The 24,882-nt window shown below is 40.4% G+C and carries 28 protein-coding genes; 2 read left to right on the plus strand and 26 right to left on the minus strand.

All coding sequences use genetic code 11. The annotated features are described in order from the left end of the window. Positions 1-318: 318 nt before the first annotated feature. From ACYQ5K_RS09315 to ACYQ5K_RS09425, 23 genes are all read right to left on the minus strand, one after another. A complete protein-coding gene (locus ACYQ5K_RS09315) occupies positions 319-693 on the minus strand; it encodes a TnpV protein (protein WP_001129922.1) in 375 nt (124 codons plus the stop codon). Continuing rightward, positions 674-3,595, minus strand: coding sequence for a DEAD/DEAH box helicase family protein (locus ACYQ5K_RS09320; RefSeq protein ID WP_231301769.1), 2,922 nt, complete (start codon positions 3,593-3,595; stop codon positions 674-676). Before ACYQ5K_RS09320 ends, ACYQ5K_RS09315 begins: the two co-directional genes overlap by 20 nt. Before the next feature lie 12 nt (positions 3,596-3,607). Beyond that, on the minus strand, positions 3,608-4,693 hold the full coding sequence (locus tag ACYQ5K_RS09325) for a type IV secretory system conjugative DNA transfer family protein (RefSeq protein WP_459777488.1): 1,086 nt from the start codon (positions 4,691-4,693) through the stop codon (positions 3,608-3,610). Further along, positions 4,690-5,181 (minus strand): PcfB family protein, encoded by a 492-nt coding sequence (locus tag ACYQ5K_RS09330; RefSeq protein ID WP_026650181.1) that lies wholly within the window; start codon positions 5,179-5,181, stop codon positions 4,690-4,692. Before ACYQ5K_RS09330 ends, ACYQ5K_RS09325 begins: the two co-directional genes overlap by 4 nt. Positions 5,182-5,251: 70 nt before the next feature. After that, positions 5,252-6,004, minus strand: a complete 753-nt coding sequence (locus ACYQ5K_RS09335) for a phage antirepressor KilAC domain-containing protein (RefSeq protein WP_226852932.1) — start codon at positions 6,002-6,004, stop codon at positions 5,252-5,254. Further along, the gene (locus tag ACYQ5K_RS09340) at positions 5,973-6,422 is read right to left on the minus strand and encodes a hypothetical protein (protein ID WP_026650179.1); all 450 of its coding nucleotides are present in this window, start codon (positions 6,420-6,422) and stop codon (positions 5,973-5,975) included. Before ACYQ5K_RS09340 ends, ACYQ5K_RS09335 begins: the two co-directional genes overlap by 32 nt. Before the next feature lie 13 nt (positions 6,423-6,435). Next, positions 6,436-6,846: a single-stranded DNA-binding protein gene (locus ACYQ5K_RS09345; protein ID WP_049946959.1), complete on the minus strand. Its 411-nt coding sequence runs from the start codon at positions 6,844-6,846 to the stop codon at positions 6,436-6,438. Positions 6,847-7,465: 619 nt separating this feature from the next. Then, on the minus strand, positions 7,466-7,675 hold the full coding sequence (locus ACYQ5K_RS09350) for a DUF6219 family protein (RefSeq protein WP_009300563.1): 210 nt from the start codon (positions 7,673-7,675) through the stop codon (positions 7,466-7,468). Between the two features lie 75 nt (positions 7,676-7,750). Then, positions 7,751-8,275 (minus strand): flavodoxin family protein, encoded by a 525-nt coding sequence (locus tag ACYQ5K_RS09355; RefSeq protein ID WP_008119059.1) that lies wholly within the window; start codon positions 8,273-8,275, stop codon positions 7,751-7,753. Between the two features lie 24 nt (positions 8,276-8,299). Beyond that, complete coding sequence (locus tag ACYQ5K_RS09360; protein ID WP_044925306.1) at positions 8,300-8,857, minus strand: hypothetical protein; 558 nt, start codon at positions 8,855-8,857, stop codon at positions 8,300-8,302. A 45-nt stretch (positions 8,858-8,902) separates the two neighbouring features. Further along, on the minus strand, positions 8,903-9,208 hold the full coding sequence (locus ACYQ5K_RS09365) for a hypothetical protein (protein WP_028087788.1): 306 nt from the start codon (positions 9,206-9,208) through the stop codon (positions 8,903-8,905). Positions 9,209-9,313: 105 nt separating this feature from the next. Beyond that, complete coding sequence (locus tag ACYQ5K_RS09370; protein WP_459777489.1) at positions 9,314-10,408, minus strand: DUF6017 domain-containing protein; 1,095 nt, start codon at positions 10,406-10,408, stop codon at positions 9,314-9,316. A gap of 24 nt (positions 10,409-10,432) precedes the next feature. Then, complete coding sequence (locus ACYQ5K_RS09375) at positions 10,433-11,299, minus strand: ParB/RepB/Spo0J family partition protein (protein WP_026650282.1); 867 nt, start codon at positions 11,297-11,299, stop codon at positions 10,433-10,435. Continuing rightward, on the minus strand, positions 11,289-12,095 hold the full coding sequence (locus tag ACYQ5K_RS09380; protein ID WP_459777490.1) for a ParA family protein: 807 nt from the start codon (positions 12,093-12,095) through the stop codon (positions 11,289-11,291). The genes ACYQ5K_RS09375 and ACYQ5K_RS09380 overlap by 11 nt, the downstream gene beginning before the upstream one ends. Further along, positions 12,067-12,459, minus strand: coding sequence for a plasmid mobilization protein (locus tag ACYQ5K_RS09385; protein WP_044925303.1), 393 nt, complete (start codon positions 12,457-12,459; stop codon positions 12,067-12,069). The genes ACYQ5K_RS09380 and ACYQ5K_RS09385 overlap by 29 nt, the downstream gene beginning before the upstream one ends. Positions 12,460-12,462: 3 nt before the next feature. After that, positions 12,463-13,542, minus strand: a complete 1,080-nt coding sequence (locus ACYQ5K_RS09390) for a site-specific integrase (RefSeq protein ID WP_024854000.1) — start codon at positions 13,540-13,542, stop codon at positions 12,463-12,465. Between the two features lie 2 nt (positions 13,543-13,544). Then, positions 13,545-13,742: a MerR family transcriptional regulator gene (locus tag ACYQ5K_RS09395; RefSeq protein WP_024853999.1), complete on the minus strand. Its 198-nt coding sequence runs from the start codon at positions 13,740-13,742 to the stop codon at positions 13,545-13,547. Next, positions 13,739-13,957 carry a hypothetical protein gene (locus tag ACYQ5K_RS09400; protein WP_008393122.1) on the minus strand — a complete coding sequence of 73 codons (219 nt, stop codon included), beginning with the start codon at positions 13,955-13,957 and terminating at the stop codon, positions 13,739-13,741. The genes ACYQ5K_RS09395 and ACYQ5K_RS09400 overlap by 4 nt, the downstream gene beginning before the upstream one ends. After that, complete coding sequence (locus tag ACYQ5K_RS09405) at positions 13,950-14,177, minus strand: hypothetical protein (protein WP_008705329.1); 228 nt, start codon at positions 14,175-14,177, stop codon at positions 13,950-13,952. The genes ACYQ5K_RS09400 and ACYQ5K_RS09405 overlap by 8 nt, the downstream gene beginning before the upstream one ends. Positions 14,178-14,603: 426 nt before the next feature. Further along, positions 14,604-16,151 (minus strand): glutamine-hydrolyzing GMP synthase, encoded by a 1,548-nt coding sequence (gene guaA / locus ACYQ5K_RS09410; protein ID WP_173689521.1) that lies wholly within the window; start codon positions 16,149-16,151, stop codon positions 14,604-14,606. A gap of 200 nt (positions 16,152-16,351) precedes the next feature. After that, positions 16,352-17,716 carry an MATE family efflux transporter gene (locus ACYQ5K_RS09415; RefSeq protein ID WP_173689522.1) on the minus strand — a complete coding sequence of 455 codons (1,365 nt, stop codon included), beginning with the start codon at positions 17,714-17,716 and terminating at the stop codon, positions 16,352-16,354. A 100-nt stretch (positions 17,717-17,816) separates the two neighbouring features. Then, positions 17,817-18,071, minus strand: coding sequence for a sporulation transcriptional regulator SpoIIID (gene spoIIID / locus ACYQ5K_RS09420; RefSeq protein ID WP_173689523.1), 255 nt, complete (start codon positions 18,069-18,071; stop codon positions 17,817-17,819). A gap of 295 nt (positions 18,072-18,366) precedes the next feature. Then, entirely contained in the window at positions 18,367-18,720 is a 354-nt protein-coding gene (locus ACYQ5K_RS09425) for a hypothetical protein (protein ID WP_173689524.1), read from the minus strand. Positions 18,721-19,016: 296 nt separating this feature from the next. On the opposite strand from ACYQ5K_RS09425, the gene ACYQ5K_RS09430 reads away from it, so the two are divergent. After that, complete coding sequence (locus ACYQ5K_RS09430) at positions 19,017-20,387, plus strand: MATE family efflux transporter (protein ID WP_173688840.1); 1,371 nt, start codon at positions 19,017-19,019, stop codon at positions 20,385-20,387. A 643-nt stretch (positions 20,388-21,030) separates the two neighbouring features. Next, on the plus strand, positions 21,031-22,119 hold the full coding sequence (locus ACYQ5K_RS09435; protein WP_243259207.1) for a DUF3810 domain-containing protein: 1,089 nt from the start codon (positions 21,031-21,033) through the stop codon (positions 22,117-22,119). Between the two features lie 16 nt (positions 22,120-22,135). Here ACYQ5K_RS09435 and ACYQ5K_RS09440 read toward each other — a convergent pair whose 3' ends face one another. The 3 genes from ACYQ5K_RS09440 to ACYQ5K_RS09450 all read right to left on the minus strand — a co-directional run bounded on the left by ACYQ5K_RS09440 (position 22,136) and on the right by ACYQ5K_RS09450 (position 24,880). Continuing rightward, positions 22,136-23,035 carry a LysR family transcriptional regulator gene (locus ACYQ5K_RS09440; protein ID WP_195231017.1) on the minus strand — a complete coding sequence of 300 codons (900 nt, stop codon included), beginning with the start codon at positions 23,033-23,035 and terminating at the stop codon, positions 22,136-22,138. A gap of 47 nt (positions 23,036-23,082) precedes the next feature. Next, on the minus strand, positions 23,083-23,340 hold the full coding sequence (locus ACYQ5K_RS09445; protein ID WP_173688838.1) for an HPr family phosphocarrier protein: 258 nt from the start codon (positions 23,338-23,340) through the stop codon (positions 23,083-23,085). Positions 23,341-23,491: 151 nt separating this feature from the next. Then, complete coding sequence (locus ACYQ5K_RS09450; protein WP_195231016.1) at positions 23,492-24,880, minus strand: citrate/2-methylcitrate synthase; 1,389 nt, start codon at positions 24,878-24,880, stop codon at positions 23,492-23,494. Positions 24,881-24,882 lie beyond the last annotated feature (2 nt).

Consider the following 24,882-nt stretch of genomic DNA (forward strand, 5'->3'; position numbering starts at 1 on the left):
TGATAAATACTCCTATCACTGGGTAAATAACTCCAATAGCCCCAAAACACTTATATGTTTTCGGGCATATAAAATTACATGATAAAAGTATTCTTAAACTGGGTACAAAAAACTAAGCCCCATATTAAAAGTGAAACGGGACTGCTACTTTTTGTTCCCACTATCAAATTGACAGTTTATTTAAGAATACCTTGCCGCATATTTATTAACTCCTTGTATAATACTGAATCTAATTATATTCCTTAACCCTTTATTTGTCAAGCTGACAAACTAAAGCAGAAAAAGCGGCAGGATTTCCCCCTGCCACTAATCATCTGTTTATGCAAAAATAATTTCCTTTTCCACAATCTCCCTCGCACAAGCCCTTATGTTATTGAGGCATCCTGTCCATTCTAAGGCGTTTTCTGCCTTTAGCTGTTCCGTTATGCCCTGTGCCTGTTTCATACCCTCTATGAGCCTTTCAAAGCGTTCCTGTGCCTGTCTGTTGATGTCGGCAAGGTAGGCGTTTAGCCTGCCGCTTGTAAGAAGATTGGTGTATGTAACTTTACGGTACTGTTTTAGATAATCTAAATGCCGTTGCCCCCAGATGCCTATTGCCTGTTCTTCTTCGGCGGGTACAGTTAAGCACGGTATCAAATAATCCCCTTGCCTTTCGTATTTGCCGCCCAGTTCCTCAAATAATGATTTTGCCATTGTCTGTTACCTCCACATTCTTTTTTATTTTGAATGTCCGCAAAATCCGTCCTACATCTATGGGATTACTTGGAAGATTCCAGTGCATAATCACACGACAATAATTATGAAAATCCAATCCTTCCTGTCCGATTGATGTTGTGGCGAGCACAAATGGACGCATTGGTGAGTTAAAGGCATTTCTGATATTTTCTTTACGCATGACTACCTTGGAATTATCTCCTGCATCCTTTGTAAATCCAACTGCATAACTCGACCTTATTCGACATCCATCACTCTTCCTGTCAGCTCCGTTAATACGTTTTTTGAAATCAGGATAAGTATCAGCGATATAGGTGGCTGTATGTATCTTCAATGAATCCATCATCATGTCATGCACAATCTGATACTGATTTCCATCCGACTGAAAACCTGCTGTTTCTTTCAGCATATGGATATATTCATCAATCATTGCCTGAAAACAGCCATCTTTACAGTATTTAAGTACATTCTGCCAATGGGAATTATCATCCCTGCATCTGCCATAAGCAAGATCAATGATAGCTGTTGACTCCGGCAAATTGAAATTATTGACAAATACCTTTGCAAGCGATGTTGCTCTGGCTGTGCTTCTTCCATTAGAACGATAAATGCATATTGCTGGCGAACCCAGTACCATATTTACCAATGTTTCCAGAAGATCCTCCGGCTTTCTTCCAAGATGAATCTCCTCCGGGGCATCCAAATAACTTCTTAGCTTATCAATATGAGCAATAAAGCCCTTATTTCTCTTATCCTTTGAACTGCTTCTGACCTCAGATGTTGTATCCTCTTCGTCTGTATTCATTTCCCACACAATATCCTCTATCCAATGCTTTGCATAGATGACTCCATCCATGAGCATCGGTGCAAGATAATACCACCTGGCATCTTCCTTATTGTTACCCGAATCACCATACTTTTCTTCGATTATCGCAAGCTTCTCTTTCAGTTTCAGCCGTACAGATTTCTCTATTACTTCTAATGATTCATGATTATTCAATGACTCAATCGGTAAATACATATCAGAAAGTGTCTTTGAAGGATAAAGCAATGCAAACAGGCTCATGCCTCTTACTTCTCCATTTGAAACATTAAACCTGAGCCTTGCCACCGGGTATCGTCTCGAACCATCCGCAAAATACCCCGTATTCTTCTTATCCTGATTCTTTATCTGATGTACCAGTTTTCCAACTGTAAGTCTTTCCGCCTCATAGGAAACAAGCGCACCTATCATTCGTGGAACCATCTCCCATGCAGAAAATACAAGTATTTTTGAAAAGCCTTTGCTGTTTTTATATGCTCCCTGCATCTCATAATATGGCAGTGATGGAGGAATCCACAGATATTTTTCTGCACCGCCGGTAAATGCTTTTTCTTTCAGTGCCTCAAGCCTTGCATTGGTTTTCGGCAGTTCATCATATTTATTGATTTTATTGCGATTCAGCCACAAGAGACATTGTTCTCTTTCACTTCCAAATTCATCTGGATGTTTTATATAATATTTTTCAATCTGCTCTTTAATCTTATATTTCTTCATAAAGGACATAAGATACGGACAGCTCTTTGCATAATCTACCGGTAAAGAATGATTTGAATCCGTTTTTGACAACAATCGTGACATCTGTATATAGGAGTTTATGTCATTTTCATCTATCTGCAAATGATGCTTCACGCTGCTGTCATCCGTATAATCACCGGAATCCATGACAGATATACGCTCTGTCCTGCTGACTCCCTGATACATGGCATTTTCTGCCAGCTCCTTCATACGGATAATTGCACTGTCCCCTGCCTTCAACTCACTTAGAGCATGGGAATAATTCTTCCACACTTCCTTAAATTTAATGTCTTTGACTTCATCATCAAAAAGAAAGTTCATAACCTGAAAAAACTCTGCATAATGCTCATCAAGCTGATTTTCATCTATCTCTTCAAGGGTAGAATACAATTTATATGGTGTAGCCGACAACAGAAGTACCCTTGTATCATGTCCACTAAGGAAACTGTGTGCAAGAATACCAAGCTCACTGTCATCGGATGACAAAAGAAACTTAAATCTCTGAAACTCATCCATGATTACCAGATCCGGCTCAAGCATAGATACACTGATTCTCGCAAACATCACACGAAGCTTATTCATCACATAGTAATTGGAATATGTAAGCTGTTTATTGTATCTTCTTTCATGCAAATGATTAAGCAGCATGTCCCTTATACTTTCATACTCCTGATAATTAAGGATTTTTTCTATCACATTTTGTGGATAGACACCCTTCGTCATCTTTTCGCATTCTGCCACACGATTTTCAAAGTTCCATTTTGCCCATCCATCCCATGCTTTTACAGCATCCATTATCATAAATTTTTCAAGAGAAGTTACATGTCCTTTAAAGTCCGGCATTCTCCTTAAAATGGCATACATAAGTGCTCTTTCCTGCACACTTCCACCTCCGGTGGTCATGCGGAAAGATGTTTCCGGTGTAAGTGGGATAAGCTGTATAAAACCTTCCTTTATCTGCGGATCATTTTCCTGCTCAGTAATCTTTAAATGCTGCATAGACAGTCTGGTATCTGATACTGAGCCGATGGCATTCTTTCCTGTTACATCAAGTTTTCTGATATTCTGATTTGCTATGTTCTGATTAGAGCAGATATAAATTACCTTAAACAGATCATCTTTCTCTTCGATTCTAAGTCTTGCTGTCTTTACAATTGCTCCTCTGGCAATAAGAGTTTTTCCCATACCCACTTCATCTGCTACAAGCACACGATTCTGATTATGCCGGAACAGATAATCCACTCTCTCCACAGTCGCTCTTTGAAAATCCTTCAGACCGGAAAGGGTACGCTTTTCAATTTCATCTATATTAAATTGTAACATGACATCACCTCGTTATCTTCTGATTTTCAAAGTATTACAAAAAGTCTCATACAGTTCACGGAATTCATCCGGTATAATATCCTTATCTGTAACCATCTTAAGCACATATCCAATGTCTTTTATTCTTTCCGGCCCTTCTACAGATGTCTTTAACATCTTTTCATAGAGTGCCGGCATTGCATCACTCGAATTGGCAAAAAAGCCGGATTCTCCCATCTGCTTTCCTTCAAGCATAGATGCTACATAATCATCACCAAGTACAAACGCTATGTACTCAACAAATGATGCCCTATCTTTTACCACACTGTTTACTGCAGCACTTTCTCTGTCATCCGGGAAACCACTTGTAGGGATCATAATAATTCTGCGAATTGTATCATCACCTGATCTTGCAGTAATCACATATGGTTCGTGTACCACTTTTCCTGATTTATCTTTCATAATATTTCCATTCTTATCTTTCTTAGGTGGTCCCTTTGCTAACATCTTCCCGCACTCCTCGATCAGAGTGCCTTTCGGATCTGTAATGACCATGGAACAGTTCATCTGCATGACTGACGGCTTAACGAAAAATCGAGTTTTTCCGGAACCACTGCCGCCAATGACCACTATATTTTTATTTCTTGCATACTTTGGCTGTTTAGGTCTACTTTCCATAGTCAATGCTTCTGTTGCTGTTAATGGAATATTCATCCAGGGATCTTCCGACATATAAGGTTTAATATCCTCAGCGTTTCCCCATCTGGCTGAACCATACTCGATTCCTTTCCGGAGTTTCTTTGCATCTGACTGTTTCTGCCATACCAGTAATTTCAGAATGACAGCTGCTACAATTCCTGTCAGCATATCACGCCAGTTAAAACTTGGCTGCAATCCAGTAAGAATCCTGTCTGCATGTTCCATCGCATATAATAGCTTGTTCCCAATATCTTCTCCCAGACTGTTTCTGTAAAGAAATGATGCCCGATTTGTATAAAAAGCAGTTAAGATATATGGGATATTGGTAAGAACCAGTTTCTTTTTATCCAGGGCGGACAGCCTGACCCTGATCTTATTCTTCCATTTTTGCATCAGATTTTTACCGATTTGCTTTTTCATCGGCTCTGCTCCTGATGCCGGTTCTTTACTTTGTCCTTCGATTTCTTTGGCATCATTGCTCTGTAAGTTGCAAGACGCTTGTGAATAGAAGGCTTATTCGCTTTTTGAATCTGTTTCTGGGAAAACTCACGGAAAGCAGCATTGAGGGCATCCTGATCACGTCCTTTAAAAAACACCAGATACATCGGTGGATCTTTACTCTTATCTTTTTTCAAAGCATAATTGATCCCGTATTTTCTGGCATAACGTTCAAAGGACTTGATATTCTTATTTGTGATCTCGATATTGACCATCCCGGCATTTTGTTTTGCCAGCTCTTTTACCGTGACCTTTCCCTGTTTCGGCTGATTCTTCTTCGCTTTCTTCTCTACCGATTTCTGCTTCTGATGACGCAGATAAGCAGCAAGAACCTTTTTCAATAAATCTGCTGTTACTTTGGTAGTCCGAATGCAGAACGTGACCGTTTTCTGAGTTACCTCTTCCTGCATGATTTTCCCTCCTTTCAGCGATTTAACTGCTGTCCAGATCTGTAATCATGGCAACCACCTCCTTCATTCTTTACTCTTCCTCCGCACACAACGCTTTAAAAAATTCTTTTCCTTTTGGTGTAACCAATGTCTGTGAACCAAGATGTCCATTGTTAAAATAGTCTTTTACAATAAACAGATCATTGTTCTTCTCCACCGCATAGGGTAACAGCGTGCCGGATGGACTCCTATATAGAAATCCTCTATTTAAAAGAAGTTTCACAAATTTTCTTTCTGGAAATTCAATCTCTTTTGCCGTCGTTCGAATATTGGTGCATTCTCCTGTAATCATGAAATGATCATAATAATCTGCTTTTGGCTGCATATCCTTTACACGATTTTGCAATTCTCGATTTCGATTGTTTTCTGCCAAAAGTCTCTCGGCAAATTCCAAAAGAAGTTCCGGGTTATCTTTTACCCTGTCTAAAAGATCGGTCTCTAAATATCCGCCTGTTTTCCTAATAGCCGGAAGTACCTCATCAAATACCCACTTCTCAAAATTCTGTGCTGACTTTAAACGACTTTTTGTAATCAGCCGATATACATCTCCCTCTGGAATAAAAATCATTGGCTGTACCCCACCTGATGTAAGGACGCCCCGTTTCAGGGCCCCCTTGCAATGAACATTTATCGCATTTCTTGGTTTTGCATATCCCAAAGCAAATGCTACATCAATTCCAGAAAATAAAAGTCTGCCTCCATCTTCAATCATACGGATGGAACCAAACTCCGAATTGTGAAACTCTGTGATTTTATAATCCGTCTTCTCCATCCTCTTCTCCATCCTCTTCTCCTCCTGAACCGGCAAGTAACATCAAACCATTTTCAATGATTGTGCTCCTAATAAACTCTGCTACATTCACGGTTAAATAACCAAGATATTCTGCAAGGAAACTACTATATTCCTCTTCTGTCAACAATTCCTCCAGTGCTTCCAAATGAGCTGTCACTTTAGAAGTCTGCTTTCCGCCAAGCAGCTTGCCTAATATTTCTGTAAATTCCTCTGTGTCACATGACTCAAACATACATAAGATCATCTCCATTGTTGTTTCCAAAACCAAACGATCCATTTTCATTTGCGTCAGCTCTTCCATTGTTTTCATGGCAGTCATAAGCGCATCACTTGTCATATGTTCTGTATTGATTCTTCCTTCTGAATCAACCAATCCTATTGCAAATAATTCTAAAAAGTATTTTCTCATAAATCTTGTCCTCCTATCGAAATGGCATTTCTTGTTCAAGTTCTTCTGGTATATCGAATGGAATCTTCCTCTTCTCTGCTGGTTGAAATCCGTCAGATTCTTCTTTTTTTGTTTTGGCTTCTGCAAACTCTACATTATCCATAATGACTTCGGTATAATAGGATGCAGTTCCAGTCTGTTCATCTTTGATCTGAGAGATTACCAACTCTCCGGAAAGAGCAATCTTAATTCCTTTTTCAAGATATTTCTCCACAAATTCTGCATTATTTCCATAAGCTGTGATCATCACTACAAATGCTTTGCTTGTGCGATTTCTTTTTACTACCAGTGGAAACCTAGATACTTTGGTTTGTCCCTTTTGCGTAGATGTCAGCTTAGTTTCTGGATCTCTGGCAAGTCTACCCATTAAAACAATCGTATTCATTCTTTTTGTCCTCCCTTTCTTCCTGCAACACCCTTCCCTGGTATTTCAAACAGGATAATAATCTGTGCATTTTCTGCACGAAAAAATGAGGAATGGATTCGAACCATTCCCCACTTGCTACAGGATTTCTCCTGTAATATAAATAAGAAAATCTAAGTATTCACATTTGGGCTTTGTCTGTACATATACATCTGATCGTTATCATTCCAGATAACCCGGCTGTAAAAATACAGTCACAGTCTCTGTTTCAGCAGAGGTCCTGTACCCTTCGGTGGTATCATTATTGCTTCGCTCTTCCCGTAGGAGTCTTCGCCTGCACGAGCCGGATTATCTCCGGTAAGCATGTTCCTCAAGATGTATCAGCTCCTTCAATTGTCAAGGTGCAATCGGAAGAACTGTCTGAACCTCTTTTACGTTTGTGATTTTTGGAAATCAGAGGATTTTCAATTTGCCTTCCATATACTCTGTATTGGGAGCGACAAAATCGGACATGATTTTAGAAATTTTTTGAAATTATTTTTTGAAGTGTAAAAAGATATAAAAAAAAGATGCCAGGATTTCTCCTGACACCATAGTGACTATGCCAACTTCGTGCCCACTGGGCACAAGGTTGATTGTATTATTCTTCATTTCCTAATGATATTGGTTCTTTCTTTGTTTTCTTGTTTTTAGATATCATCTTATGACCTGTGTAAATAGCCATAATCATACAAAGCAAAGAACTTGCCGCAAAATATTTATGGCTTGATTTTGAACCTTTATATCCGCTATAAAAAGTTCCTAGCATCGTTATCAATGCTCCGACAGACCAATATTCATGAGCTTTCATTCTAACATCTCCCTTTGTGTTAATTTTAATATGTACCGTTTGATGAAATATGCAAACAGGAATTTGGAACGTGCTTTATAAATTTTTTCCGATCCCCTCAAGTTCGTTCATGGAATCCTTGTTTTTTTCAAGTTCATCTCTGGCTGTTGCATAATATGATTTTTTGAAAAGCATATCCCATGAAAGATATTTTGCCATACAGTCAAACTGCTTATCAATCAGCTCATACTGGATACTGTCTACGGGAGAACCGCCTACAACAATCGTGCCAACTTTTTTATTTTTTAACTGCAATCCACGGCAGTAGCACTTATCAATGATAAGTTTCAATTGTGCTGACATTCCCCACCAATAAACTGGTGTAGCAAAAAGAATCATATCTGCGGCAGCAATTTTATCAATTGTAGGATTTGTATCATCCTTATCGACGCATCCCTTAGAGCATTGACAGACACCACATCCCTTGCATGGTGCAATGTTGAGTTTGTCAGGTTCAATGATTTCAATTTCATTCTTTTCTGATGCTCCTTTTATAAATGCATTGATTGCTGTCAGCGTGTTTCCTTTTCTGGCACTTCCATTAATGATTACAATTTTCATGCGTGTATCCTCCAACTTCCGATTTCATGATATCATTTCTAATACAGATTTTACCGTATTTTTCAGATTCAGTCCATCTTTTAATCCCAGTCGATAGAAAAATTCTTCTGTTTCTGCTCCACTGCTAAAAATTGCATTACAGTATTCCGTAATCACTTCTTCCTGTTCTTGGGATAACGTTTCCAGTAATTTCTGGTATTTCTTATCAATCTCACTTACTGGCTCTTTATCCTGCTTTAACTTCCATTCTGAATATGCTTTCCCCATATGCTCTGTAATTGTCAGATTCACAAATTCCTGCACTTCCTCGGATATGGTGCTCGCAGATTCCTGTTTATCTTTCTTTTTATCATTTGATTTTTCAAGTGTCGTGTCATCAATATAACGAATGATTTCTCGAATATTTGACTTCATCGACTGCAGATATCCTTTCATCAGCACAGCTACTTTTCTAGCATCCGATTTTTCGGTTTCTTTTTCCAGCATATAAAACTCTTCCAGTTCTTTCAGAATATCCATCCCTGCTTTCATCTGAAATTCCACCTCAAGCAAATCATCCATCACTTTATATAATTCTTCCATTGTTTATTTCTGCCTTTCCATATAGCGCCACTATATTTTCCACAATCATCCAAAAATAAATTCCTGTAATCCACATTTCACAACTTCAATTACTGCAACTATCCCCATACCGATATGTGGGAGTAGAACAAACACTACTGTCGTAATAATCGCTGATTTCATTGTCCAGTCCGTACTGATTCCAAACCCAATACTCAAAACTTCTGTCACAACAGAGATTCCGGCTATCAGATAGCAGAATCCAGCAGATAACCCAACCAGGAACACCAGCACAATATTCACCGCTGCAAGTACCAGCCAAACAGGAGCTGCAATAATTCGAAATGGCAGTTTTATCATAAATCTCAACATAATTCTTCCTCCTACTTTGTGCCCAGTGGACACAAGGTTATTTTAGCATATCTGCCAGATATGACTATCTCTTTTTAAACTTCGTGCCCAGTGGGCACAAAGTTCTTACCTGTCTGGAATATCCTTCCCCCAGTACATGTCATGTCGAACTTCAGCATCATAAAACTGATTGATTGTTGCAGGAGCGTTATACAATACCGTCAGCATATACTGCCGGATATTCTTCACTTTGCTTGTACTCCTGTCAAGACTGAAAAACACATACTGGATGTGTTCATACCCGACTTTGAGCAAACGGCTCTTGACCACTTGTGTAGGCACAGCTTCCCCATTGATCTGTTGATATGTCTTTGTCGAACATATTGCATCCAGCATCATCTCTACCAGCTCTTCTACTCGTCCAGTTCCATAGCTCTGACAAAGGATCTCATATTCGATATTATCATGAATTAACTGTCGATACTCATTTCTCTCCTGTATCCTATCTCTCCCTTTCTCTTGTTCAGATAGATATTGATAAGATTCATTCTCACTAAATTCAGTATAATTATATTCAGTATTATTACAGTTTGTTTTTGAAACTTCTTGAAGTTTGTTTTCTAAACTTCTTGAAGTTTGTTTTTCAAACTCCTTGAAGTTTGTTTTTGAAACTTCTTGAAGTTTATTTTTCAAACTTCCTGAAGTTTGTTTTTCAAACTTCTGTGTATTTACGGGCTTTTCCGGCTCTTTTTTCGCATATTCTTCTATTTCTGTCTCTGTATTTTCTTTTCTCTCTGCTACATTTTCCGGTGTTTCTTCCGAATCAAAGATTGCTGGCTCATCTGGATATTCTGTCAGGCTGAAATTTTTCACGTAAATAACATTTGTTTTTCCAAGTCCGATTCGCCTCTTCTCAATCAATCCAATCCCTTTTTCCTGATCCAGCTCTTTTAGACAATTCACAGCCTTATTCCTGCCACAGTTAAGCATTTCCATAATCTCTTCCACCGAAAAGAAAATATATGCCCTGTCCTCTTCATCAAACCACCGGTTCTTGATGGACAGTGACATCCGGTCTAACATCAGTCCGTACAGCACCTTTGCTTCGCAGGAGAGATTTTTAAAATATTCACTTGTAAACAGCAGTTTGGGAATACGATAAAAACTGTACATATCGCATTCCATTCCTTGAAAATAATGGAATGTTGCTCTTATACTCATGACACATCCCTCCCTTCGTACTTATCAATGATTCTGATTGCTCCATTCCTCCAAAAGCTGACATATAACAGTCCGTATCTTCTGTTCATCATACTCTGGAGGAAAATACTTCTTAATTTCATCCTGTTTTAATGTTACCGTTGTTTTCTTTTTACGCTCTCCTATAACCAGGAGCCGCACAATCTCTTTTGTCAGCGTTTTTTCTTCTCGATGTTGCCTTATTTTTTTTGCCTGTTCCAGACTTGGATATTTTCCGGTACTCTCATGCACTTCCTCCACCATCTCCTGTTCTGGAACCGTAAGGTAGGAAAGCTCTACACCTACCTGCAATCCGATCACATCACGATCTACTGCGTTTAATAGGTCATTCATCAGATAAGTAAGCCGGATATAGCGATACACCTGCCTTGCACTGTCATTTGCGTTCTTTCCAATGTCTTTCGCACTGATACCGCCTGATGTTCCCTGATGATTCATTGCTTCCATCTTCATACGGTAAGCAAATGCCTTTTCACTTGGGAGTATATTAGGTCTCTGCAGATTGCTGTCTACCATCGCACGGACAGCTGTATCTTGATCCATATTTCTGATAATAACCGGAACCTCTTTAAGACCAGCAAGTTGTGCCGCATGTCTCCTTCTGTGACCGGCGATGATTTCATATTCACCATCACCCAGCGGTCGTACCAGTAATGCTGTAAGAATTCCCTCTTCTTTCACACTTTCCACCAGTTCCGCCATTGCCTCATCATCATTTACTTGAAATGGATGGTTCTCGAAAGAATGTAAATGCTCAAGTGAAACCTGCTGGATATCGTTCGTTTCTTCTCCTCCTCCAAGTAATTCATCATAAGATGTCAGTTTTATCTTCGATGCACTTCTACCTTTCATCCAAAAGCACCTCCTGTGTCATCTGCCAATATGCAGCCGCTACTTTTCCTTTTGGATCATGCTCAAATATGCTGATTCCTTCCGCACTGATTTCAGCTGCTCGTACTGAAAATGGAATACTCTGTGGAAAAATCTTAATCTGGTTTCCATATGTATCAAAAATCAGATCAGATATATCTCTTGCATAGTTCGTTCGGTTATCCACCATTGTGATCAATATACCTCCAATTTTCAGTTGTTTGTTAAGCTGTCTTCGCACCTTTCCTATCGTCCGTATCAGCTGTTCTAGACCCTTTACAGGAAGATAAGCCGCCTGGACAGGTATAATAACTGCATCGACACTGGCAAGTGCATTGATCGTCAGCATTCCAAGTGATGGCATACAGTCAATCAATATATAGTCGTATTCTTCTCTCATTCTTTCTATATATTGTTTTAAGACAAGTTCCCTGCTCATAATATTTACAAGTGAAACTTCCATTCCAGAGAGTTCGATGTTTGCCGGAATCAAATCAATTCCTTCCTGGTGATGTAAAATTCCCAGTGTATTTTCAAATAGTTCATCTTCTACAATCTTTGTCAGAATAGTAGCCAGTGTGATTGGTAATTCATCTGGGTTATGATACCCAAGACTTGCTGTCATACTTCCCTGCGGATCATTGTCAATCACAATCACTTTCTTCCCTGCTTTTGCAAGTCCGACTGCCAGATTCACGCAACTTGTTGTCTTGCCAACCCCGCCTTTTTGTGAACACAATGCCAGCACTTTACAATCCTTCATTACTTTCTCTTCCATCCTTTTTATCCTCCCATAAATAACTTGAACCTTTCAGCATCCATAATGCTGCTTCCAAAAATGCAAGATACCGTTCTGTCATACTATCAAGAACCGGTTCTGAAATAACTGGTTTTTCAGACTTCAAATCTTTTGCCACATCCTCCAAAACCAAACTCATTTCCTTCATTTCTGACCGGATAATCTCAATTGTTTCTTTCTTTCCAACAACACATACATGATTGTAAATGCATGATCGGACGATATAATCCTGTTTTTTCATTCCGCTCACTTTCACTCGTTCTTCAATTGTTGCTTTTTCATAAGAATTCACCCGAAAAGAAATGGTCGTTGTGTTGTGTTTTCCATGTCTGTCACCAGCCATCGCTTATTCCTCCTCTTCCTCATGTTTCTTATCTAGCAAACCTGCTAATTTACTCTGTGTAGACGGATACAGATGTGAATAAGTGTTCAACGTGGTTTCCACCTTTTCATGTCCAAGGCGTTCTGCAATCTCCAATGGAGCCACCCCCATATCAACCAGCATACTGGCATGGGAATGGCGGAGATCATGAAGTCGTATCCGCTTTACACCAGACCGCTCGATTCCGGTAGCCATACAATGTTCCATATGCGATTTGGTAAACCGAAAAAGTCTTTCCTTTTTCATAATTCCATACAAATGACTGCAATACTCCCTAAATTCCTCTGCAAGAAAATCCGGCATCGTAATCACACGGATACTCTTTGGAGTTTTCGGCTGCGTGATCATATCCTTTCCTTTCAGTCTCTGATAAGATTTATTGATTGATATGGTTTTCTCTTCAAGATTGATGTCATTATAAGTAAGTGCAAGCAATTCACCGATACGCATTCCGGTCCAGTACAACAAAAGAAACGCCATTCTTGTCTCCGGCTTATCACTTACTGTTTCCAGAAAAGCATTGAACTCTTCCTGCATCCAGAAGTCCTTCGGTTCTCCTTTACTCTTGCCAATCGCTCCTGCCTTCCTGCAGGGATTATCCTGCAGGTTATAATACCGCATTGCATAATTGAAGATTGCAGTCAGCTGGCAGTTCACTGTTTTCAGATAAGTAGGAGAATATCCTTTTCCATTCTTATCCTTATACGTCAGCAACTCATTCTGCCATGCACGGACGTCTGCCACCGTAATTTCACTGAGAATCTTCTTTTCAAAATAAGGCTTGATTTTCAGGTCAATAATATATCGCTTCGTGTACATAGTGTTTTCTCTGAGACGGACATCCATATCTTTGTAATAAATCTCCAGAAAATTTCCAAATTCAATATCCACACCCTGGCTCTGCTGTTGCAGGAAATCTCTTTCCCATTCCTTAGCTTCACCCTTGGTCCTGAATCCTCTTTTCTGTTTTCTTTTCCGATTTCCCTGCCAGTCTTTGTAATAGACCTGTACTTTCCAGTTTTTTCCTTCTTTGTAAACCCCCATTGCTAATCCTCGACTTTCATGCCATAAATCTTTTCTGCCAGGAATTTCGTAGAGATTTTTCCAGCTACTACAATATAGCCTTTTGCCTTCAATTCTTTGTTGTATTCTCGCATCAGACTATATGCATAAGTTTTTGAAACTCCAAGAATTGCACACACATCATCCACATCCATATACATTTTTTCCTGCATCATACTCATACCGCTTTATCCTCCTTCAAATACTGCTCAACATGTTCCAGACCATAGATCTTGTCCTCTACATAGCGGGTTGGCACCCGACCGAGAATCACATAATAGTTCTTGCTTGCCAGATCGGCATTCATTCTTTCCACTACCCGGTAAGCAAACGAAACTGATAATCCAAAGAGTTCTGCAATGTCTTCCACTGATAAATACATTTTTCTCTTACGCATGAAACCATTCCTTTCCCTCTTCCTGTGGAATCTCACAAGTATCTTCTACTCCGTAGAAACGCTTCACAAAATACTTTGTCGGAACTTTTCCTCTAAGCGTCAGGTAGCCCTGTTCTTCCAGTTCCTTGTTCAGATTTCCGATGATTTCATAAGCCGATGTCTGTTTTACTTCCAGAAGTTCACATATATCGGCTGCCTTTAAAAATAATTTATTCTGCATAATCAGTACCTCCTGTGTTTTGAATATTTATCTCTTCATATACTCTGTACTGGCAGATGCAAAATCGGACATCATTTTCCGAAATTTATCAAATTTTCTTGTTTTTTAATTCTCCATCAGTGTGATTACTGTGTCATGGAGTTTAAGCTCATCGAAAGTAAAGAACCTTTCTGTGGTATCTGTTTTCTAAATGCAGGCAACAAAAAAACAGTCTGCCTTGACGAAAATCACTTCAATCAAAACAAACTGTTCTTCATATTTACTCTAATTTTATTTTATGAGAATAACCGATTTCACGAAATTTGCAGGTGAATCTGGAATATAAACAAGAGAAAAAAATAATTTTTAAACTCCATTTGCACTCCATTTGGTCTTTTCGACACCCCGCAAAGCCTTTATTTATGGGCTTTTCCGCGATTTTTCAAGCTACTCGAACTCAATAGTTCCCGGCGGTTTACTCGTCAGATCATAGAATACTCTGTTAACCCCACGAACTTCATTGATAATTCTGCTCATTACTTTATCAAGTACTTCATACGGAATCTTTGCTGCCTCGGCAGTCATAAAGTCAACCGTATTAACCGCACGAAGCGCGACTGCATAATCGTAAGTTCTCTCGTCACCCATAACACCAACGCTTCTCATATTGGTCAGGGCTGCAAAATACTGTCCAATGCTGCGGTCAAGTCCTGCGTTTGCAATCTCTTCTCTGTAAATTGCATCTGCATCCTGCACGATCCGTACTTTTTCAGCCGTTACTTCTCCGATAATACGGATTCCAAGTCCCGGTCCCGGGAATGGCTGACGGAATACAAGCTTCTCCGGAAGTCCAAGTTCAAGACCTGCCTTGCGGACTTCATCTTTGAAGAGATCACGAAGTGGTTCAATGATTTCTTTGAAATCAACATACTCCGGAAGTCCTCCTACGTTGTGATGAGACTTGATCACTGCTGATTCTCCGCCAAGTCCGCTTTCTACAACGTCCGGGTAAATGGTTCCCTGTGCAAGGAATTCCACTGCACCGATCTTCTTTGCTTCTTCTTCAAAAATACGGATAAATTCTTCTCCGATAATTTTACGCTTTGCTTCCGGTTCTGTAACTCCGGCAAGCTTGTTGTAGTATCTTTCCTGTGCATTGACACGGATAAAGTTCAGGTCAAACTGACCATTCTGTCCAAATACTGCCTCAACTTCATCGCCTTCATTCTTACGAAGAAGACCGTGATCTACAAATACGCAGGTAAGCTGTTTGCCGATTGCTCTGGAAAGAAGTCCTGCTGCCACAGAAGAATCAACTCCGCCTGAAAGCGCAAGAAGTACTCTTCCGTCCCCAACTTTTTCACGGATTTCCTGGATGGTATTTTCAACAAATGCATCCATCTTCCATTCGCCGACACATCCACAGACATTCTTTACAAAGTTATTGATCATCTTGGTTCCTTCCGGTGTATGAAGCACTTCCGGATGGAACTGGATTGCATAAAGCTTTTCTGCTGCATTTTCTGCTGCTGCTACCGGACAGTCTGCTGTGTGTGCAGTAATCTCAAATCCCGGTGCCACCTGCGAAATATAATCAAAATGGCTCATCCAGCAGGTTGTTGTTGCAGATACATTTTCAAATACTTTGGAATCTTTCTTGTCGATGATGACTTCTGTCTTACCATATTCTCTGACGTCAGCTTTTTCAACTTTTCCGCCAAGTACGTGAGACATAAGCTGTGCGCCATAACAAAGACCAAGTACCGGAATGCCGAGCTTAAAGAGTTCTTCAGAATAAGTCGGTGAATCCGGTTCATAACAGCTATTCGGTCCTCCTGTCAGGATAATTCCCTTCGGGTTCATTGCTTTAATCTTTTCGATATCAATCTTATAAGAATAAATTTCGCAATATACATTACATTCCCTGACACGTCTTGCGACAAGCTGGTTATACTGTCCACCAAAGTCAAGTACAATCACTAATTCGTTCTTCAAGGTTTTCCTCCTGTAAAATACGATCCTTTCAGACCGCTTTTTCTATTTGTTGCTTTTATATTTTATTATAGTAGAGCTCTGGATGTTTTACAAGCATTTTCTATCGTCCCAACCAAAGTTTGAACTCTGGTCTGCAATTAAAACTCATATTCAGACATCATCTTTCTAACCATCTTACAAATGACAACTTTCTTCTGTATTTACACAATTGCCCCATGTTTCCACTTTCCATTAAAGTACCGGATAACAAAACAGATTGCACGTACTACCCAGTCGATCACCATTGCAACCCACACGCCAAATACTCCCAGTCCCATATATTTTCCTACCAGATAACTGAATCCGATCCGGAAAATCCACATCGACACAATCGATGTATACATACAGGCTTTTGCATCTCCTGCCGCACGATACGCTGCTGGAAGGGCAAATGAAAGTGGCCAGATAATCATTGCACTTATCCCATGGAAATGAATAATATTTGTTGCTGCCGCTGCTGTCTGGTCTGACAAATTGTATGCTTTCAAAATCAATGGCAGTGCAAGGAAAATAAGTGCTACCGTTCCCGCCATTGCCACATAAATGATCACAAGCAGTTTTTTCAGATAGTAATGTACCTGTTCATAGTCATTTGCGCCGACACACTGGGAAATAACTGTCGTAATTGCCAGCGAGATCGCCATTCCAGGAAGAATCTGGAACAGTGCAATCGCATTGGAAACTGCATTTGCCGCAATTGCATAAGTACCGAAGGTTGAAACCAGACTCAGCACTAAAATTTTGCCCAGCTGAAACATACTGTTTTCCAAACCATTCGGAACCCCAATTGCAAGTATTTTCCGTATCATTCTTCCATCAAACCGGAATTTCAGTGTCCGCTCAATATGCAAGATACGTGTCTGATTGCAGAGCAACACTGTTATCACTATCGCGGCAACCATTCTGGAAATCAGTGTCGGTATTGCAACACCTGCCGTTCCGATCCGTAATCCGAACACAAGAATTGCATTTCCGGTTACATTGATCGCATTCATCAAAAGCGATACCCGCATGGATACCTGCGAATTCCCCATCGCACGGAAAATTGCTGCCCCACCATTATATAACGCGATAAATGGAATCGAAGCCGTTACAATTAGCAGATAAATATCTGCATGTCCTTTTACTTCCGCTGTAATGTGACCAAATACCTGATTCAGAATTATATCTTTTCCAAAGTAAACCAGTATCATGATCACAACCGCACTAAGACTCACAAACCATACCAGCTGTGTTGCCGCTTTACATGCTGATTTTTCATCTTTCCTGCCAAGATACTGTCCGGCAACAACTGCTCCACCAGTCGCCAGTGCTGCAAAAATATTGATGATCAGAATCATAATATTGTCAACCAGCGACACGCCCGACACAGCTGCTTCTCCAACATTTGCAACCATAATAGAATCTGCCATCCCAACAAGAACTGCCAATAACTGCTCGATTACCAAAGGTCCGATCAGATTTGCCAGTTCCCGATTGGAAAACAGATAATGACTTCGATCCTGTTTTTGTTTCGTTTTCCCCATTCTTCTCTTTTCCTGTCCCTTCTCTTTTGTATATCCCCGTTTTTTCTATTATATACTGTAAAAATGTAATACACCATCTTTTTGCAAAGAAAAGGATTTTTTATGCGTGCTGATGCAGGTACTTTTCTCTGGTAGCAAGTCCGCCCCGGATGTGCCGTTCCGATTTGTTCAGATCCAGAACCTTTCGCGCCTCACCTGCAAGAGATGGGTTGATCTGGAAAAGGCGCTCTGTTACATCTTTATGTATCGTACTCTTACTAACCCCAAACTCTTTCGCAGTCTGGCGCACAGTGGCTTTATGTTCGATGATATAATATGCAATTTCTACTGCCCTTTCCTCAATGTAATCTTTCATAAAAAAACCCCTGCATAAATTGTTTTTTACAATCTATGCAAGAGGATTTTGATGTATGTCTGCATTTTTTGCACTCTCAGACTTTTCTCAGATGATGTGGCAGCGCTCTTGTATCACAGGAAATCATACTCCCCGTCATCATCACAATCAACTACTTCATATCGCTGTTGTAATTGACTCTCCATGTTTGAGAACATTCTTTTTGTAAATTCATAATAATCTCATCCAAAGTGTCTCCGCTCATAATTTCTCCTTCGTATTTTGGCGGGTACATACTTTGCCACAACTCTATCAATTAAAACAAATCAAATAATGCGGATGTATCAAAAATTATGTCCTGTGGCAATTCCAATTGATATTTTTCAGCAAAAGCTTCAATAAATTCATCCGTAGGTTCTTTATTTTCTTTGTATTCTTTCTCCAAAACTTTTTTTATTTCCTCTAATTTAGCATATGCATCTTCCGCATTACTATAAATGACTCCATACATTCTTCCATACGATACATAGATCTCATATGGTTGACTTTCTGATGAAAATACACTTACTTCCACAGCTTCATCATAAACCTCACATATTTCTAAATACGTATTCCTATAATGTCTTCTTTTTTCCGAAAAAGTATTTGTCACATTTTTCCAGCTTTCCATATCGCACTATCTCCTATTACTTTTTTCTACAAGTATATTGAAGAGTAATTTCTGATTACTTTTCTTTAGTATAACATATTCTAATATCAATTTTCTACAACTTCTCAGTCCATAAAAATTACACAAATTCCTCTCACTTAATCACCCACATCAGCTTGTCTGTAAATATGTTTTTTTCGCGAATTCTTCAGATTGACTTTCCCCTCCCCATAAGTTATCCTTATCATAGTACGCCATACTGACATCTTTGCAGCACTGGTGGATTTTATTATTTTTACAGGTAAGGATTTGAGAAAATGAGTAAAACAAAAACAATCGACCTGACTTCCGGGCCGATTCTAAAGACGCTGGCAGAGCTGGCACTTCCGATCATGGCTTCCTCGCTGCTGGGGACAGCCTACAATATTACGGACATGGCGTGGATCGGCATGCTGGGTTCCAAAGCCGTTGCCGGGGTGGGCGTTGGGGGAATGTACGTCTGGCTCTCACAAGGGCTCGTGGCACTTCCGCGAATGGGCGGACAAGTCAATGTCGCACAGGCCTGCGGACGCGGTGACTATGAACAGGCAAGGGGATATGCCGCTTCCGCTCTGCGGCTTACATTTTTACTGGGAATTTTATTTGCCGCAGTATGTATCGTGTTTATTCATCCGCTGCTCGGCTTTTTTAACCTCGGAGACGCAGAGACTTATACCGCTGCGAAATTATATACACTGATCACCTGCGGACTGATTCTGTTTTCATTTTTAAATCTGACTCTGACCGGACTTTCTACTGCACAGGGAGATTCCAAGACACCGCTTATGGCAAATCTTCTTGGACTGGTTGGTAATATGATCCTGGATCCGATTCTGATCCTCGGATTTGGACCATTTCCAAGGCTTGAGGTTGTTGGCGCTGCAGTTGCTACCGTGACCTCGCAGATACTGGTTCTGATCGTCATGCTGATTCGGATTATGCGCTCTGATCTGAAACCAAATATTCTGCAAAATATGCATGTGCTGTCGCGTTTCCCTGCAAAATACTACATCAGTATTTTTAAAATTGGATTTCCGACAGCAGTACAGAGCAGTATTTACTGTATGATTTCCATGGTTCTCACACGAATGGTTTCTGTATTCGGGGCAGGTGCCATTGCCACACAACGAGTCGGCGGACAGATTGAATCTGTTTCATGGAACACTGCAGACGGCTTTGCTGCTGCGTTAAATGCTTTCGTTGGTCAGAACTACGGTGCAAAGAAACCAGACCGTATCCGGAAAGGATATAATATTTCATTTAAAATTCTCGCTGTATGGGGACTCATTGTAACCGGTGCTTTCGTATTCCTGCCAGGACCGATTGCTTCCCTTTTCTTCCACGAAAAAGATGTTCTGGCGATTGCGATCAACTATCTGATCATCATCGGATTCAGCGAAACCTTTATGACCATTGAGCTTATGACCATCGGCGCACTTTCCGGTCTTGGTATGACAAAGCTTTGCAGTATCATCAGCATTGTCCTCACCAGTGCCAGAATCCCACTCGCCATGATCCTCACCCAAACCAGCCTTGGTCTGAATGGTGTATGGTGGGCACTTACAATTACCTCTATCACCAAAGGAATTGTTTTCTACTTCACCTTCCACCACACCAGCAGACACCTACCTGACACTAATGACAATTAATTTAACTACCCACCCTTTTTATTTTTTCCTGGTTTGTTTATTTCTTCTTCATATTTTTTCGATTTTTTTTAGAGTTTGAACATATTTCTGTCACAAATTATCTGTACACTAATAATCAGATAGTTGATAAAGCAACTATCTCCCCCTCATAAAGTAGAAACAGTCAGAATTCTGATTGCTGCACTTTACTCTCATTCCTTTTAGATAACAATAAAAACACCAGGAACCTCTCCATTATGGAGAGGTTCTTGCGTTGTGAATATTTCTTTAAATATTCTATAAGCCTATTATTTTTTTGTTTTTAATCAGATTTTATAATTTCTTAACACTTTTGACATATTTTTATCGTATAGTAATGAATGGATAGTTGGGAAACAACTATCTCCCCCCTCATAAAGTGAGCGCAATCGGGCATGCCCGATTGCCGCACTTTGATTTTTACAGAATATTATTCTGGGACGAAGGTTATCCTCCGTCCCATATTTTATTTGTAAATGCAATACCATGTGCCCGGATATCTACCTGCACAGAACGTCAGTCACGGCCATTCATCATCAAATGAACCCAAATCTTTTACGACCTTGCACGAATGTCCCTCTGGTACATCATACTTTTTATCCTCAATTACCGGAAAGGATTTATTATGAAACGCCATACTTTACATAAACTTATTTTTTCAATTCTTTTATTTGCCATAAGTTTCCTTGTTCTTTTCACCAGCCACAAAAGCTCTGCATTCGCGGATTGGTATTCTTCCACCATTTACCCACTTTTCGTTTCGTCCATCGGACGCTTTTTCGGAATTTTCCCATTTTCTGTTTCTGAAATTGGATTGTATATTTTTGTCATTCTTCTGTTTCTTTCCTTGATCCGGATGCTGGTCATCTCCATTTACAAAATGTATGCACAAAAAAAGAACCCTGCCTGGCTCGGCTACGGTTCCTCACTCTTGCTTCTCTGTGGATGTCTGTTTACCATTTATACTTTTTTCTGCGGAATCAACTACGGGCATACTTCATTTGCAGAAAAATATCACCTGGAATCCGGTCAGTATACTCTGGCTGAACTGACCTCTTTATGCAACGAACTGACTGATCAGTTAAATACACTTTCTGACTCTGTAGACCGGGATTCTGACGGTCTGGCTGATATGGGTAAGGATCTGCAGGGTCGTGCACGAACTGCCATGTCCTCCCTCGGTGTTACCTACCCTGAACTTTCCGGATACTATCCACAGCCAAAAGGGCTTTTATTTCCGGCTTTTCTCTCTGTACAGAATCTTTCCGGGATCTATTCACCATTTACCATTGAGGCAAACTATAACTCCGCAATGGTTTCCTACAATCTTCCATTTACCATCTGTCACGAGCTTTCACATCTGCGTGGATTTATGCAGGAGGAAGAAGCAAATTTTATCGGTTTTCTCGCCTGTGTAAGTACCGACGATACCGCCTTCAACTACAGCGGCTATCTTCTTGGCTGGATCTACGCAACCAATGAACTTTACGAAACCGACTACGACACCTTTGAGGAAGTCTACAGCAGGCTTTCTGACAATGTAAAGGCAGATCTTTCGGCTAACAGCAGCTTCTGGAACCGATATGACAGCAAGGTCGCCGAAGTATCCGGTCAGATCAATGACCACTATCTGAAAGCAAATGGCCAAAGTGACGGGGTAAAAAGTTATGACCGGATGGTTGATCTGATGATCACCTGGTTCCGGTCAAAATAATTCTTTCTTATAAAATTTACTCTTTCTCTCCAGCCTGAAACAGCATCTCTTTCAATACGTTTGCCGCCATGCTGTGAGGGCTGCTCTTATCTTCCACAAAACAGATTTCTCTTACCGGTGGTTCTTCCAATAGGGGAACCTGAATGACAATGCCCTGCTCGATCACTTCCTGTGCAAGCGGTTCCGGAATAAACCCGATTCCCAGATTCTGTCTTACCATCGGCAGAATCTGATCGATGGTTGCTGCTTCGGTATCTGCCATCATTGCAATTCCATGCTCCAGAAAAAATCTGGTATAAAAATCATAGGTTGACGTGTTTTTCCCCAGGCAGATAAATGGATACTCCACCAGATTTTTCAAACTTACCGGTTCTTTAAATATATCTTTGTACGCCACATTCGCAACCAGGATTTCTTTAAATGAAAGAAGCGGAGTTGCCTTTAAAGGCTTTTTCACCTCTGCCGGTGTAGATGCTACCGCAAAATCTGAAAGTCCGTTCCGAACCGTCTGTATCGCCTGTGGTGCTGTATAACTCGAAATGCGAAGTCTGATTTTAGGATACTTTCTTCTGAACTCTCCCAGCACCGGAAGCAGAAGCAAATGCAATGCAATCTCACTTACCCCGATCGTTACGGTTCCCTGTTCCAGTTTCTTTTCATTTTCAAGCTCTAGTTCTGCTGCATGCAGATGCTCGTATGCAATTGCAACATGTGAATAAAGCCGTTCTCCCTCCGGTGTAAGCTCTGCCCCCCGGTTAGATCGGATAAATAGTCTGCATCCAAGCTGACTTTCCAGATTGTGGATTGCCCTTGTTACGTTCGGCTGATTACTCATCAGGATTGTCGCCGCCTGTGAAAAACTTTTATACTTTGCCGCATAATAGAAAATGCGGTAATAATCATAGGTAACTTCCATCTTCCTGCTCCTTGTTCCGTATATCTCCGGCATATCCAGTGCCGCCTTTAACTGAACGGAATCGTAACCGGTGTACAGTCAAATTTTTCAAAATAACTGTCGGCCAGATGCTCCTCTTCGCCTTCGATCAGAAGGTGCATCTTCTCTCCCATTCTTATCGTCATCAGTCCCATGATCGATTTGGCATCGATCTCGAAACGTCCTGTCACATCCTTTACCGTAATATCTGCATTCATCTTCTGGCAGACATTACAAAAAGTCATCAATTGTCCTGTAGTCATAAAACGTATATTCTTCTGTACCATAATAGGTTAACCCTCCGCAAGTCTTTTTTCCTGATGTCTAGTTTACACAATATCGTACAATTAGAGAAATATCTCTTTGAAATATCTGATATGTCATTTGGATATATCAATTGCTTTTTCATTTTACATACTACATGGCAGTTTGTCAACACTACCGGTCATTTAAATTTTTATATTCTCGATACTCTGCCAGCGGCATATATGCCGGACGAATAATCTTATCCACATTGATCAGCTCTTCCAGACGATGTGCACTCCATCCAACGATTCGCGCTGCGGCAAAGATCGGCGTATAAAGCTGCTCCGGAATTCCAAGCATATGGTAAACCAGTCCGCTGTAAAAATCGACATTTGCATTTACACCTTTATACATCTTCCTTTTTCCGGCAATGATTTCCGGTGCCATATGTTCCACTTTCTCATAAAGTGCGTATTCTTTATCGTATCCTTTCTCATGTGCAAGCTGAGCCACAAACTTCTTGAAAATCTCAGCACGTGGATCAGATACTGAATAAATCGCATGACCCATTCCGTAGATCAAACCTTTTTTATCAAACCTCTCCTTTGCAAGCAGACCTTCCAGATATGCTCTTACCTCATCGTCATCTTCCCAGTCTTTGACCTCTTCTTTCATATCAGCAAACATCTGCGTCACTTTGATATTCGCACCGCCGTGCTTTGGTCCTTTTAACGATGCCATTGCCGCAGAAATTGTAGAATAAGTGTCTGTTCCTGACGAGGTAACAACGTGGGTGGTAAATGTAGAGTTATTTCCACCACCGTGATCCATATGCAGCACAAGTGCCATATCCAGGATCCTTGCTTCCAGATCCGTATACTGTCGGTCTTCACGAAGCATCATCAGAATATTTTCCGCAGTGGACTTCTGCGGATCCGGTGCATAGATGTACATATCCTGGCCCTGACGATAATTGTATGCATGATATCCGTAGACCATCAGCATCGGAAATTCACTGATCAGGTTCAGGCACTGTCTGAGAACATTCGGGATCGAGGTATCATCAGCTTTTTCATCATAAGAATACAGATTCAGAATCGCCCTTGAAATATTATTCATCATATCACGGCTCGGTGCCTTCATAATAACATCTCGCACAAAATTCGGCGGAAGTGTCCTTCTCTCCGTCAGTGTCTCATGAAACCCATCCAGCTGTGCAGCCGTCGGAAGTTCACCAAAAAGAAGTAAATATGCAATTTCTTCATATCCAAAATGATCCGCATCCAGAAATCCACGAACCAGATCCTTGATGTTATAGCCTCGATAATACAAATTACCGGCACACGGAACTTCTTCGCCGTTCACAATCTTTTTGGCACATACATCGGAAATGTTGGTAAGTCCGGCAAGAACTCCTTTTCCGTTCAAATCACGGAGACCTCTTTTTACATCATACTTTACAAAAAGTTCTTTGTCGATCCCGGTATTCGCTTCACATAATCCGGCAAGCTCCTTGATTTTTGGCGAAATATCAAACAGAATACTATCCAGATCTTTCGCACTGTTCACTGAATTTGTCATAC

Source organism: Allocoprococcus similis, from assembly GCF_054660775.1.

Bases quoted from the DNA above. Each gene is read 5' to 3' on its own strand.
- ACYQ5K_RS09315 (WP_001129922.1), bottom strand. From the start codon at position 693: ATGGCAAAATCATTATTTGAGGAACTGGGCGGCAAATACGAAAGGCAA.
- ACYQ5K_RS09320 (WP_231301769.1), bottom strand. From the start codon at position 3,595: ATGTTACAATTTAATATAGATGAAATTGAAAAGCGTACCCTTTCCGGT.
- ACYQ5K_RS09325 (WP_459777488.1), bottom strand. From the start codon at position 4,693: ATGAAAAAGCAAATCGGTAAAAATCTGATGCAAAAATGGAAGAATAAG.
- ACYQ5K_RS09330 (WP_026650181.1), bottom strand. From the start codon at position 5,181: ATGCAGGAAGAGGTAACTCAGAAAACGGTCACGTTCTGCATTCGGACT.
- ACYQ5K_RS09335 (WP_226852932.1), bottom strand. From the start codon at position 6,004: ATGGAGAAGAGGATGGAGAAGACGGATTATAAAATCACAGAGTTTCAC.
- ACYQ5K_RS09340 (WP_026650179.1), bottom strand. From the start codon at position 6,422: ATGAGAAAATACTTTTTAGAATTATTTGCAATAGGATTGGTTGATTCA.
- ACYQ5K_RS09345 (WP_049946959.1), bottom strand. From the start codon at position 6,846: ATGAATACGATTGTTTTAATGGGTAGACTTGCCAGAGATCCAGAAACT.
- ACYQ5K_RS09350 (WP_009300563.1), bottom strand. From the start codon at position 7,675: ATGAAAGCTCATGAATATTGGTCTGTCGGAGCATTGATAACGATGCTA.
- ACYQ5K_RS09355 (WP_008119059.1), bottom strand. From the start codon at position 8,275: ATGAAAATTGTAATCATTAATGGAAGTGCCAGAAAAGGAAACACGCTG.
- ACYQ5K_RS09360 (WP_044925306.1), bottom strand. From the start codon at position 8,857: ATGGAAGAATTATATAAAGTGATGGATGATTTGCTTGAGGTGGAATTT.
- ACYQ5K_RS09365 (WP_028087788.1), bottom strand. From the start codon at position 9,208: ATGTTGAGATTTATGATAAAACTGCCATTTCGAATTATTGCAGCTCCT.
- ACYQ5K_RS09370 (WP_459777489.1), bottom strand. From the start codon at position 10,408: ATGAGTATAAGAGCAACATTCCATTATTTTCAAGGAATGGAATGCGAT.
- ACYQ5K_RS09375 (WP_026650282.1), bottom strand. From the start codon at position 11,299: ATGAAAGGTAGAAGTGCATCGAAGATAAAACTGACATCTTATGATGAA.
- ACYQ5K_RS09380 (WP_459777490.1), bottom strand. From the start codon at position 12,095: ATGGAAGAGAAAGTAATGAAGGATTGTAAAGTGCTGGCATTGTGTTCA.
- ACYQ5K_RS09385 (WP_044925303.1), bottom strand. From the start codon at position 12,459: ATGGCTGGTGACAGACATGGAAAACACAACACAACGACCATTTCTTTT.
- ACYQ5K_RS09390 (WP_024854000.1), bottom strand. From the start codon at position 13,542: ATGGGGGTTTACAAAGAAGGAAAAAACTGGAAAGTACAGGTCTATTAC.
- ACYQ5K_RS09395 (WP_024853999.1), bottom strand. From the start codon at position 13,742: ATGAGTATGATGCAGGAAAAAATGTATATGGATGTGGATGATGTGTGT.
- ACYQ5K_RS09400 (WP_008393122.1), bottom strand. From the start codon at position 13,957: ATGCGTAAGAGAAAAATGTATTTATCAGTGGAAGACATTGCAGAACTC.
- ACYQ5K_RS09405 (WP_008705329.1), bottom strand. From the start codon at position 14,177: ATGCAGAATAAATTATTTTTAAAGGCAGCCGATATATGTGAACTTCTG.
- ACYQ5K_RS09415 (WP_173689522.1), bottom strand. From the start codon at position 17,716: ATGGGGAAAACGAAACAAAAACAGGATCGAAGTCATTATCTGTTTTCC.
- spoIIID (WP_173689523.1), bottom strand. From the start codon at position 18,071: ATGAAAGATTACATTGAGGAAAGGGCAGTAGAAATTGCATATTATATC.
- ACYQ5K_RS09425 (WP_173689524.1), bottom strand. From the start codon at position 18,720: ATGGAAAGCTGGAAAAATGTGACAAATACTTTTTCGGAAAAAAGAAGA.
- ACYQ5K_RS09430 (WP_173688840.1), top strand. From the start codon at position 19,017: ATGAGTAAAACAAAAACAATCGACCTGACTTCCGGGCCGATTCTAAAG.
- ACYQ5K_RS09435 (WP_243259207.1), top strand. From the start codon at position 21,031: ATGAAACGCCATACTTTACATAAACTTATTTTTTCAATTCTTTTATTT.
- ACYQ5K_RS09440 (WP_195231017.1), bottom strand. From the start codon at position 23,035: ATGGAAGTTACCTATGATTATTACCGCATTTTCTATTATGCGGCAAAG.
- ACYQ5K_RS09445 (WP_173688838.1), bottom strand. From the start codon at position 23,340: ATGGTACAGAAGAATATACGTTTTATGACTACAGGACAATTGATGACT.
- ACYQ5K_RS09450 (WP_195231016.1), bottom strand. From the start codon at position 24,880: ATGACAAATTCAGTGAACAGTGCGAAAGATCTGGATAGTATTCTGTTT.